Below are 10778 nucleotides of genomic sequence, written 5' to 3'. Positions count from 1 at the left end.
AAGAGTGCTCCGAAGCACATCTCTTCGCCTGGCGAGGGGCAATCGTCGAATCGGACTATTCTCGCGCTCCACATTGGACTATTCAGCGTCTTGTCCGGACGCGCTTTTAGTGCTGCGTGTTTCTTTTCGTCCGTGGAACGAGCAGATGCCTTCCAGTCAAGAGCTGATGGAGGGGAATGTCAAGGCTGTGTCAACGGTGAACGACGTTGGCGTGTAACAGGTTCCCGTCACCGGACGATGGACCGATCACCATTTCCGCGCAATAGCGAACGCAATCGCGATCGCACCCTCGCGCCGAGGCTCCGGCCGGTCGCGACCGCTTTCGGCTGCGCACCGCACGCCGGGCAGCCGGCGCGGTGCTTTTTCAGCGCCTGCTGCAGTTCCGTCACAAACTTCTGGGTCCGTCCGGGAACGACGTCCTTCTTGACCGACAGCAGGCTCAGCTCGGTGAGCGCCTCCCTGCCGGAGCGGAGCACCACGACGGGCGCGACGGTGTGGAAGAAGATCAGGTTCCGGCGTCGCGCGGGCTCGATCGCGCGGACGTCGCACCACTCGATCGTGGTCTGGCGGTCGATGCCGCCGGACGTGATGCCCCGGGCGGTGACCTTGGTGCCCATGCCCAGGCAGCGCCACGCCACGGTGCCGCCCATGAGGAACCACAGGCCGCCGAAGACGTAGCCGTACCACGGGCCGCCCGCCATCGCGATCGGACCGCAGGCGGCCACGGCGGCGCCGAGGCCGAACAGGACCCATCTCCACCTGGTGTGCATGACTCCCTCCTGCGTACCCGAACCGTTCACCTCTCCAACGCCCGCCGCTCCCGGTTCGTTGAGCCGATTCGGCAGGACTGGAGACTGATCAGGCGCTACCTTGCGCGCATGGACCTCGAGTCGGTCGCCGACGAGCTCTACGGGCTGCCCCCGAAGGAGTTCACCGCCGCCCGCAACGCCGCGGCCAAGCAGGCGGGCGACAGGGACCTCGCGAAGGCCATCGCCGACCTGCGCAGGCCGACCGTGGGGGCCTGGGCGGTCAACAGGCTGGTCAGGGACGCCCCGGACGGCCTGGAGGAGGCGCTCGGCCTCTCCACGGCGGAGCTGACCATGCGGCAGCTCGGGCACCGGCGCAAGGAGCTGGTGGAGGCCCTGGTCTACCGCACGCTGGAGCTGACGGGACCGCTGGCCGACGACGCCGTCTCGCAGGTCCGCTCCACGCTGACCGCCGCCATGGCCGACCCGGACTCGGCCGCGCAGGTGCGGCGGGGACACCTCACCAAGCCGCTGGAGTACTCGGGGTTCGGGTTCGCCCTGCCCGCGCCGGAACCGGCGGGCGACGACGGCGAGGACGCGCTGGCCCGCAAGAGGCGCGAGCGGCAGGAGCGCAAGCGGGCAGAGGCCCAGCAGGCGCTGGACGAGGCCGAGCAGTCACTCGGGGAGGCCCAGGCCGACCAGCTGGCGGCGCAGCGCGCGTTCGACAGGGCCGCCGAACGGCTGGAGGACGCCAAGCGGGTCACGGCGGCCGCGGAGAAGGCCCGCAAGTCCGCGGAACGCAAGCTCAGCGATCTGAGCTAGGGCCGGCCTTGGAGCGGTCGAGAGGGCCCCACTCCTCCGAGTGCTGGGCACCGACCAGTTCCGAGCACTCGTGCAACGCGCTGTCGGCCACCCACGCCAGCGGTTCGGTGCAGCGGACCAGGGGCTCGTTGTCGGGGCCACGGCCCACCTCGTCGCCGCGCAGCACCCACGCGCGGACGTCCGGGCCGCGCAGGTCGCGCAGGTGCTGGTAGTCGAACAGGCGGCGCGCCACCCACAGCTCGTGCGAGCGGTCGCCCCACCAGGGCTCGATGCGCAACGGGCTCGCGGACAGGCCCGGCAGTTCCACGCCGGTCAACGAGTCGCGTGACTTCGAGGCGGCGTCGGCCTCCGGTCCTTTCGACCAGCGCACGTAGACGTCGTCACCCATGAGGCCGACCAGCTCGGCGAGGTTCGTGATCGTCGGGAGTCCTGCTGTCACGCCCGGTGACGTACCCGGCCGATCCTGAAGGAAACCTGAAGGAGTTGAGCCTGGTCACAGTGAAAACCGACCGGAACACCACGGTCCGGTTGTACGTTCAACGAAGTGGTTGGCCGCCGGCGCTCGAGCTGCGCGCCAGGGCGATCCGGCACCCCCAGGCCGGAAAAGCCCTTCCGCAGGCGTCGCGTGCTCGCGCCGCGGTCAGCCCGCCGTCGACCGGCACTCCGGAAACCCCCTCACCGGTAGTGGCGGTCGGCGGCACCCTCAACCCGATCGAGTTCCTGAAGGCGAAGCTCTTTCGGCTCTCGTGCGGTGCCAAGTCACGAAGGCGAGGTTCTTTCGGCTCTCGTGCGGTACCGGCGGCGGGTCGCGCCACTAAACTCGGCCGATGCCACATGACGCGGATGTCATCGTCGTCGGCGCGGGCCTCGCCGGTCTCGTCGCGACCGCGGAGCTCGCGGACGCGGGCCGCAAGGTCGTCCTGCTCGACCAGGAGCCGGAGGCGACGCTCGGCGGACAGGCCTGGTGGTCGTTCGGCGGCCTGTTCATGGTGGACACCCCCGAACAGCGCAGGCTGCGGGTCAAGGACTCCCACGACCTCGCGTTGCAGGACTGGATGGGCTCGGCGGCGTTCGACAGGGACAGCGACCACTGGCCGCGGCTGTGGGCACAGGCCTATGTGGACTTCGCGGCCGGCGAGAAGCGCTCATGGCTCTACAACATGGGCATGCGCTGGTTCCCGTTCGTGCAGTGGGCCGAGCGCGGCGGTTACCTCGCCGACGGGCACGGCAACACCGTGCCGCGCTTCCACGTCACGTGGGGCACCGGGCCGGGCGTGGTCGCGCCGTTCGAGCGGCGCGTGCGGGAGGCCGTGGCGAAGGGGCTCGTGACGCTCAAGTTCCGCCACCGCGTCACGAACATCAGCGTCACCGACGGTGTGTGCGACGGCGTGTCCGGTGAGGTGCTGGAGCCTTCGGCGGCCGGCAGGGCCGAGCCCAGCTCGCGCACCGTCGCCGGCGACTTCTCGCTCAGCGCGCAGGCCGTGATCGTCACGTCCGGCGGCATCGGCGCCAACCACGACCTGGTGCGGAGGAACTGGCCCGAGCGGATGGGCACGCCGCCGAAGTTCCTGCTGTCCGGCGTCCCCGACTTCGTGGACGGGCACATGCTGGAGGTCGCGCGGAAGGCCGGCGGCGCGATCATCAACGCCGACCGCATGTGGCACTACCCCGAGGGCATCGCGAACTACGCGCCGGTGTGGAGCGGGCACGGCATCCGCATCCTGCCCGGCCCGTCGCCGCTGTGGCTCGACGCGGACGGGAAGCGGTTCCCGATCCCGCTGTTCCCCGGCTTCGACGCGCTGGGGTCGTTGCAGCACATCACGACCCACGGTCACGAGCACTCGTGGTTCGTGCTGAACAAGAGGATCATCGGCAAGGAGTTCGCGCTGTCGGGCTCCGAGCAGAACCCCGACCTGACGGGCAAGGACACCCGTGCCGTCCTCAAGCGCGCACTGCCCGGTGCGGTCGCGCCGGTGGAGGCGTTCGCGCGCAGGTCCAAGGAGTTCATCCAGGCGGGCACGGTCGCGGACCTCGCGCGCGGCATGAACGCGCTGACCGGCGACTCGCGGATCGACGCGGCCGCGCTGGAGAAGACGATCATCGAGCGCGACCGCCAGGTGACCGCGGAACTCAGCAAGGACATGCAGGTCAACGCGATCCGCTCGGCCAGGCACTTCCTGACGGACAAGCTGATCCGCGTGGTCGAGCCGCACCGGTTGCTGGACCCGAAGGCCGGTCCGCTGATCGCGGTCAGGCTGTCGGTGATCACGCGCAAGACGCTGGGCGGCCTGCACACCGACCTGTCGTCGCGGGTGCTCGACTCGTCCGGTGAGCCGCTGCCGGGGCTCTACGCCGCCGGTGAGGCCGCCGGGTTCGGTGGCGGCGGCGTGCACGGATACCGCGCGCTGGAAGGCACCTTCCTCGGCGGCTGCCTGTTCTCCGGCCGGGTGGCCGGGCGTTCGGCCGCCGGCGCGGTGGCGTAGCGCAACGGTTCTCGCGTGGTGGACGCGGGTTGACGGTGCCTGGCCTTGCGGCTGTGCTGGGGGCATGACGCAGATCGGTGTTCTGGTCGGCAACCCGCGGCCCGCCTCGCGCACTCTGCAGGCGGCCCTGGCCCTGCGCGAGGCGCTCGCCGCCGCGCTGGGCGTGCCCGTCGACGGTCCCGTGGTGGACGCGGCGACGCTGGCACCGCAGGTCTTCACGGAACCGGCCGCGGTCAAGGCCGCGCTGGAGGCCCTCGGTCAGGCAGGGGTGCTGGTCGTGGCCACCCCGACGTACAAGGCCGCCTACACCGGGCTGCTCAAGGCCGTGCTGGACCAGGCGCCGTCCGGCTGGCTCCGCGGCAAGGTCGTCGTGCCGCTGCAGATCGCCGCGTCGGACAAGCACGCGCTCGCGGTCGAAGTGCACCTGCGGCCCGTGCTCACCGAACTGGGTGCGTTGGTACCGCAGGCGTTGTTCCTCAACGAGGCGTCGCTTCCCGCTCACGTCACGGACTTCGCGCTCGACACCGACGTGCTGAAGGCGTTGGTCCGATGAAGGAACAGCTGCGCGACGCGTTGAGACACCACGCCCAGGCCGTGACGATCGTGACGGCCACCGGGCCGGAAGGTCCGGTGGGCACCACGGTGTCGTCGTTCACCTCGGTCTCGTTCGAACCACCGCTGGTCGTCGTGTGGATCGGCGAGGGCGCCTCAGTGTGGCCGGTGCTGCGGACCGCCCCGCTGTTCGCCGTGCACCTGCTGAACGCCGCCCAGACCGGTCTCGCGGACCTCTTCGCGACGAAGGGCGTCGACCGGTTCGGTCCCGGCACGCGGTGGCGGCAGGACGACGACGGCGTGCCGTGGCTGCTCGACGCGCCGGTCCGGTTGCGGTGCAGGACCTCGCGGCGGATCGCCGTCGGCGACCACATCGCGCTGGTCGGCGAACCGCTCGACATCACGCACGCCGACATCCCCTCGCCCCTGGTGCGGCACCAGGGGCGCTACACCTCAGTCGCCTAGGAGTCTCAGGATCTCCCTTGCCAGCGCGTCGTTCTGCCGGAACGCGGGAGCGTTCGTCCTCGGCCTCGCGAACGCCGCGTAGGCCTTGCCGGTGACGTAGGGCCCGACCGCGAACCGGACCGGGTCCTCCTCACCGCGCTCGTTGACCAGGTTCCCCAGCGGCGAGACCCGGACCAGGCCGGCGGCGTCCTCGGAGACGTCGCCGGTCGCGCGCAACGACCGCAGCACCGGATCCGCCGTGCGCGACAGCGAGTGCGCGGGAAGGCGGGCTTCCACCAAACCGTTGGCGCGCACCACGTCCGATGTCGTCGCACTGCCGGCGAGGAACGCGCCTTCGACCGCCTCCACCCACATGTCGGCGCCGAGGAACCGCACGACCCCCGCGCGGGACAACGCGAGCAGCTCCTCCAGGCGGTCCGGCGGCGGGCCGGAGGCCAGGTAGCTGAAGTAGCCGTGCCACCAGCCGTCGAACGGCATCAGCCCCGCCAGCTGGCCGTAGACCGAGAGCAGGGCCAGGAACGCTCCCAGGTCGGCGCTGTAGCGGGGATCCGAGCGGCGGGCCACGTCCGCCTCGACGTAGGACCGCAGGTAGGTCTGGAACTCCTCCGCCGAGCCGAACGTGACGTGGGTCAGCGGGCGGTCGAGGCGTTCGAAGTCGATGCGGTCGGCCGGATCGGGCACCGCCAGCAGCTCCAGCTCGCGCATCTCCTCGCTGTACCAGGGCAGGGCGGCGAACGAGACGGCGAACTCGGTGAACGGCATGCGCACCAGTCCTGGGTGCCCGGTGAAGAGCTCGTGGTAGTGGCCCCAGGCGATCTCCTTGGCCATCAACGGCCACACGTCGTCCCGGAAGTCCAGTTCCCGCCCCTTCAGCTCCTCCGCCACGAAGAAGCGCGGCAGCGCCGGCCGTGTCCCCTGCAACCGGTAGCCGGTCTTCGAGTGGTACGGGACACCGCGCCGCGATCCCACGTGCAGCGTCGGTTCCGCGCCGGAGGGGATGTACGTGAGCTGACCGGACGAGCGCACGTACCTGCCGCCGCGCCCTTCGGTCAGCAGCACCATGAGGTCGATGAACGCGAGCCCGAACCCGCGCAGCACCACGTCACCGGTGACGGCGGACAGGTCCGCGTCTGCGGAGTACAGCGGCGGCACGTAGACCAGCCCGTGCTCCGCCGCGTGCTCGGCGAGCTTGCGGTGCTCGGGTTCGAGGTCGGCGTCGAGGTGTCCCAGCGCCAGCACGAGGACGTCGGCGTGCAGGCGCTCACCGTTGTCCAGCCGCACGGTGTGGCCGTCCACCTTCTCCGCCTTCGCCTGATGCACGGTCACAGAGATGTTCGGAGGCAGAGATTTCGTCGCGTGGTCGAAGAACCACGCGAGATACCTGCTCTGCACCTGACGTGACGGGAACGACACCGGGTCGATGTCCGTCCACTCCGCGAGCGACGGGCCGGGGCGGACAGGACCCTCGCCGTCGAAGGACTCGTCGGTGAAGACCGTCACGTCCTCGGCCATGGAGTTCATGCGCAGCAACGGGGACTGCGCGTGCCGCCACACCCGGCCCGCGCCGGGCGGGAACGGGTCGACGACGTGCACGGCGAACCGGACGGTGGGCGACTGGGCTGCGATGCGTTCCAGCAGGCCCGCGGTGCGGGGGCCGCCGCCGATGACGACGAGTGTGCGCATGCGCGTCTTTCCGTTGGAGGGCAACGAGAAACGAGCCGCGCCCCTCAACGCGAACACCACCACAGTACCCCGCGCGTGCAAGCAAATCCCGCACTGTGGACGTCGTTGCACCCGCCGGGCCCGAGGTGTGCACTCGAAGAGCGTCTCCCTCAACGCACCCACTCCCACTACCAGTTCTGGGGAATCGGTCATGCCAGTTGAGTTTCTCGGGATCGCCGCCACGAACGACGGGTCGGAGACGACACCGCGGTCGTCCCCCGGCGCGTTCGACAAGGACTACACGCTCAGGCTCGCCCGCGCGCACGAGGACCACGGGTGGGACCGCGTGCTGTTCGCGTACGGCTCCGGCGCGCCCGAGCCGGCGGCGGCGGCCGCCTTCCTCGCCGGCAAGCTCGACAAGCTGCAGATCCTGCTGGCGCACCGGCCGAACGTGTCCTACCCGACGTTCGCCGCCAAGACGTTCGCGACGCTCGACCAGATCAGCGACGGCCGGATCACGGTGCACTTCATCACCGGCGGTACCGACCACGAGCAGCAGCGCGAGGGCGACTACCTCACCAAGGACCAGCGCTACAGCCGCACGCGCGAGTACATCCAGATCGTCAAGAAGGCGTGGCTGAGCAGGGAGGCGTTCGACCACGACGGCGAGCACTACCACTTCGCGGACTTCGTGAGCGACGTGTTCCCCGTCCAGCAGCCGCGTCCGGACGTCTCGTTCGGCGGCTCCTCGCCCGCCGCCTACGCCGCGGGAGGCGCGGAGGCGGACATCTTCTGCCTGTGGGGCGAGCCGCTCGCCGAGACCGCGCAGCAGATCGAGTCGGTCAAGCAGGCGGCGAAGGACGCGGGCAGGACCGACGTGCCGAGGATCCAGGTCGCCTTCCGGCCGATCATCGCCCCGACCGAGGAGCTGGCCTGGGAGAAGGCGCACCGCACGGTGGAGCGGATCGAGGCGCGCAAGGCCGGCGGTCCGCTGAGCCGGCGGCACTCGCTGACGAACCCGGAGAACACCGGCTCGCAGCGGCTCCTGGCGGTCGCGGAACGCGGTGAGCGGTTCGACCGCGCGCTGTGGACGCCGACCGCCAAGGCCACTGGTGGCGCGGGCAACTCGAACGCGCTGGTCGGCACGCCGGAGACGGTCGCGCAGGCGTTGCTGGACTACTACGACCTCGGCGTGGACATCCTGTCGGCGCGCGGCTACGACCTGCTCGGCGACGCGATCGACTTCGGCAGGTACGTGATCCCCCTGGTGCGGGAGGAAGTCGCCAAGCGGGACCGGGCCAAGGCCGCATGACGACTCTCGAAGTGCGCCGCGTCCGCCAGTCAGATCCGGACGCGGCGCCCCTGGTGGCCGAGCTGACGTACGAGTACACATCGCGTTACGGACCGATGGGTGCGGAAGAGATGAGACGGCCGGCGGACGTTTTCGAACCGCCGCACGGTCAGTTCCTGCTTTTGATGGAGTCCGGTGTGGCGGTCGCGGGCGGGGCGTTCATGCGGCACGACTCGGAAACCGCCGAGTTGAAACGAATCTGGACCCATTCTCAGCACCGCCGGCGAGGACTCGCGCGCCGCGTGCTCGTGGAGCTGGAAAACGAAGCACGTGCGTTTGGGTACAACCGGATTTACCTGACCACGGGCCCGCGCCAGCCCGAGGCCAAGGGGCTCTACCTGGCCACCGGTTACACACCGTTGTTCGACGTGGGGGCAGACCCGGCGGCAATTGGCCCGCTCGCCTTCAGCAAGGTGGTTCATTAGTTCAAACGAGTGAATTCGCGGCCGAACCGCCGATTTCTGAACGGGATCGGGGTTTGGTTGGACACGTCGTGACTGATCAGTAAGCTTGACCGCCGGACCCGTTTGCACCTCGTTTGGTGTCCGACGATCGACCAGCAGATCACCCCGGTCCCCACGAATGGCCACCCGAGCTGAATGAACATGGTCGACAGCCCTGAGCGCGCCGGTCACTGGGCCGCGGCGATCTCCAACACCCTTCTCGCGGACCTGACGCGCGAGAAGCTCGAAGAACTGCTCGGCGGTTACGTCGAGCAGCTCCTCGGCGGTGGCGTCCACGAGGCGCGGCAGGTCGGCCGTTCCATGGTGGAGAACGACTTCATCTCCTCGGCGACGCTGGAGCGGACCCTGTCCCACCTCGGCGAGCACACGCCGGTGACGCAGGCCCAGCTGGCCGCGCTCGCCGCCGGGTACGCGGAAGGGCTGCGCGACCGCACGCTCGACCAGCAGGAGATCAGCCGCACCGCCGCGATCAACGCGATGCGCCTCGCCGAGAGCGCGGTCAGGGTGAGCGAGGCCAAGTTCAGGGCGGTCTTCCAGAGCGCGGCGTTCGGGATCATCGTGAGCGGCCTCAAGGGCGAGATCATCGACGTCAACGAGGCGCTGCTGACGATGCTCGGCTACGCGCCGGGCGAGCTCGGCAGGATGAGCGGCCGCGACTTCGTCCACCCCGAGGACAGAGCCGGGCTGAGAGAGCTCGCCAGACAGCTGATCGCGTCCGACTTCGACAACATCAGGGTCGAGAAGCGGATGGTCCGCAGCGACGGCGAGACGATCCAGACCCACATGGCGATCTCGCTGGTGCGCGAGGCGGAAGGCGCGCCGCCGTACTTCGTCACGATGGTCGAGAACATGAACGAGATGCGCGCGCTGCAGTCGCAGCTGGTGCGCCAGAGCCTCAACGACATGCAGACCGGGCTGCCGAACCGCGCCCAGTTCCTCGGCTGGCTCGAAGGGGCCGTCGGGACGAAGGGCCCGGACGAGCTCGCACTGGTGCAGGTCGACATCGACGGCTTCCGCGGCGTGAACGACGCGTTCGGGCACGACGCCGGCAACCGGGTGCTCATGCGCGTCGCGACGCACCTGCGGGCGGTGTTCACCGACGAGGTCGCCAAGGTCGCGCGCATCGGCGAGGACGAGTTCGGTGTCCTGATCAGGAACCCGCGCGGCGTGCCCGCGGTGATCGCTCTCGTCGACGAGTTCACGTCACGGCTGGAAGAAGCGACCTGGATCGACGGCCACGGCATCGGCGTCACGGCCAGCATCGGCATCGTGGCGCGGCCGGCGCGCGGCGGTGACGCGGCGGACCTGTTGCGCGCGGCGGACGTCACGGTCGGCTGGGCCAAGCGCGACGGCAAGGCGCAGTGGGCGTTGTACGACAGGGAACGCGACCAGCGCGACAAGGAGCGGTACGCGCTCGCCGCGTCCATCCCGGGCGCGCTGGAGGAGGGCCAGTTCCGCATCGCCTACCAGCCGGTCCGGTCGCTGACCGACGGCTCGGTGCTCGCGCTAGAGGCGAAGATCGCCTGGGACCACCCCGTCCGCGGCCTGCTGTGCCCGGACGCGTTCCTCTCCCAGTCGTCGGACAACGGCATGATCGTCCGGCTCGTCCACTGGGCGCTGTCGGAGGCGTGCCAGCAGGCAGGCGAGTGGTACGCGGCTCTCGGGTCGCGCACACCCGTGCTGTCGATCGACCTGCCGCCGCGGCTGTGCCAGGAGCCCGAGCTCGTGGCCGAGGTGTCGCGCGTGCTGGACCGCGCGGGCCTGCCGGCGTCCCGGCTGCGCTTCGAGCTGCACGAGCGGGTGCCCGTACTGCTGACCGACGAACACCTGGAAGAGCTGACGATCCTCGCCGAACGCGGCGTCGAGCTGGTGCTGGGCCAGCTGACCGGCGGCAACGCGGGCGTCGAGCGGCTGCGGATGCTGCCGTGGAGCGGCGTGAAGTTCGCTCCCGCCGTCGTGCACGGCTTCGGCACCGGGGCGAACCGCGTGGACGAGACCGCGTCCGCCGCGTTGCTGGAGTGGGCGTCGGTCCTGCGGCTGCCGATGTACGCCGAGGACGTGCGGAGCGAGGCCGAGGCGACGCGCCTGGCCGCACTGGGCGTGACCGGCGCGCAGGGCTCGCACTTCGGCCCGGCGCTGTCGGCGGCCGAGGTCGCGGCACTGCTTCTCATCTGATTCTTATCAGGGTTTTCCCGGCTTTCCCCACAGGTTGTTCACAAGGTTGCGGCCCATC

The 10778-nt window shown here is 70.1% G+C and carries 10 protein-coding genes; 7 read left to right on the top strand and 3 right to left on the bottom strand.

Annotation, left to right across the window (positions count from 1 at the left end; all coding sequences use genetic code 11):
- Positions 1–227: 227 nt before the first annotated feature.
- Positions 228–770: a hypothetical protein gene (locus VM306_RS37475; RefSeq protein ID WP_325523564.1), complete on the bottom strand. Its 543-nt coding sequence runs from the start codon at positions 768–770 to the stop codon at positions 228–230.
- 108 nt (positions 771–878) lie between these two features.
- On the opposite strand from VM306_RS37475, the gene VM306_RS37470 reads away from it, so the two are divergent.
- On the top strand, positions 879–1568 hold the full coding sequence (locus VM306_RS37470) for a hypothetical protein (protein ID WP_325523562.1): 690 nt from the start codon (positions 879–881) through the stop codon (positions 1566–1568).
- Here the strand turns inward: VM306_RS37470 and VM306_RS37465 are convergent.
- Positions 1552–2007, bottom strand: coding sequence for a DUF6098 family protein (locus VM306_RS37465; protein ID WP_325523560.1), 456 nt, complete (start codon positions 2005–2007; stop codon positions 1552–1554). The genes VM306_RS37470 and VM306_RS37465 overlap by 17 nt on opposite strands.
- Positions 2008–2395: 388 nt before the next feature.
- Here VM306_RS37465 and VM306_RS37460 point away from each other — a divergent pair, with 388 nt between their 5' ends.
- The 3 genes from VM306_RS37460 (at position 2396) to VM306_RS37450 (ending at position 5068) form a co-directional block, all read left to right on the top strand.
- Positions 2396–4051: an FAD-binding dehydrogenase gene (locus VM306_RS37460; protein WP_325523558.1), complete on the top strand. Its 1656-nt coding sequence runs from the start codon at positions 2396–2398 to the stop codon at positions 4049–4051.
- A gap of 64 nt (positions 4052–4115) precedes the next feature.
- A complete protein-coding gene (locus VM306_RS37455) occupies positions 4116–4604 on the top strand; it encodes an NADPH-dependent FMN reductase (RefSeq protein ID WP_325523556.1) in 489 nt (162 codons plus the stop codon).
- Positions 4601–5068 carry a flavin reductase family protein gene (locus VM306_RS37450; RefSeq protein ID WP_325523554.1) on the top strand — a complete coding sequence of 156 codons (468 nt, stop codon included), beginning with the start codon at positions 4601–4603 and terminating at the stop codon, positions 5066–5068. Before VM306_RS37455 ends, VM306_RS37450 begins: the two co-directional genes overlap by 4 nt.
- Here the strand turns inward: VM306_RS37450 and VM306_RS37445 are convergent.
- Positions 5057–6751, bottom strand: coding sequence for an FAD/NAD(P)-binding protein (locus VM306_RS37445; RefSeq protein ID WP_325523552.1), 1695 nt, complete (start codon positions 6749–6751; stop codon positions 5057–5059). The two genes, VM306_RS37450 and VM306_RS37445, sit on opposite strands and share 12 nt — an antisense overlap.
- 190 nt (positions 6752–6941) lie before the next feature.
- Between VM306_RS37445 and VM306_RS37440 the strand changes: the two genes are divergently transcribed.
- From VM306_RS37440 to VM306_RS37430, 3 genes are all read left to right on the top strand, one after another.
- Positions 6942–8042, top strand: a complete 1101-nt coding sequence (locus VM306_RS37440; RefSeq protein WP_325523551.1) for an LLM class flavin-dependent oxidoreductase — start codon at positions 6942–6944, stop codon at positions 8040–8042.
- Positions 8039–8506 (top strand): GNAT family N-acetyltransferase, encoded by a 468-nt coding sequence (locus VM306_RS37435; protein ID WP_325523550.1) that lies wholly within the window; start codon positions 8039–8041, stop codon positions 8504–8506. The genes VM306_RS37440 and VM306_RS37435 overlap by 4 nt, the downstream gene beginning before the upstream one ends.
- A 180-nt stretch (positions 8507–8686) precedes the next feature.
- Positions 8687–10720, top strand: coding sequence for a putative bifunctional diguanylate cyclase/phosphodiesterase (locus tag VM306_RS37430; RefSeq protein WP_325523548.1), 2034 nt, complete (start codon positions 8687–8689; stop codon positions 10718–10720).
- Positions 10721–10778: the final 58 nt, after the last annotated feature.

The sequence above is a fragment of the Lentzea sp. genome (assembly GCF_035525475.1).
In the GTDB taxonomy this organism is placed as follows: domain Bacteria; phylum Actinomycetota; class Actinomycetes; order Mycobacteriales; family Pseudonocardiaceae; genus Lentzea.
Note: the sequence above shows the minus strand (reverse complement) of the source record. Positions and strands in the feature narration are given on the sequence as shown.

What these genes read in the sequence shown, in the direction of transcription:
- VM306_RS37475 (WP_325523564.1), bottom strand. Translation starts at nt 770, where the DNA reads ATGCACACCAGGTGGAGATGGGTCCTGTTCGGCCTCGGCGCCGCCGTG.
- VM306_RS37470 (WP_325523562.1), top strand. Translation starts at nt 879, where the DNA reads ATGGACCTCGAGTCGGTCGCCGACGAGCTCTACGGGCTGCCCCCGAAG.
- VM306_RS37460 (WP_325523558.1), top strand. Translation starts at nt 2,396, where the DNA reads ATGCCACATGACGCGGATGTCATCGTCGTCGGCGCGGGCCTCGCCGGT.
- VM306_RS37455 (WP_325523556.1), top strand. Translation starts at nt 4,116, where the DNA reads ATGACGCAGATCGGTGTTCTGGTCGGCAACCCGCGGCCCGCCTCGCGC.
- VM306_RS37450 (WP_325523554.1), top strand. Translation starts at nt 4,601, where the DNA reads ATGAAGGAACAGCTGCGCGACGCGTTGAGACACCACGCCCAGGCCGTG.
- VM306_RS37445 (WP_325523552.1), bottom strand. Translation starts at nt 6,751, where the DNA reads ATGCGCACACTCGTCGTCATCGGCGGCGGCCCCCGCACCGCGGGCCTG.
- VM306_RS37440 (WP_325523551.1), top strand. Translation starts at nt 6,942, where the DNA reads ATGCCAGTTGAGTTTCTCGGGATCGCCGCCACGAACGACGGGTCGGAG.
- VM306_RS37435 (WP_325523550.1), top strand. Translation starts at nt 8,039, where the DNA reads ATGACGACTCTCGAAGTGCGCCGCGTCCGCCAGTCAGATCCGGACGCG.
- VM306_RS37430 (WP_325523548.1), top strand. Translation starts at nt 8,687, where the DNA reads ATGGTCGACAGCCCTGAGCGCGCCGGTCACTGGGCCGCGGCGATCTCC.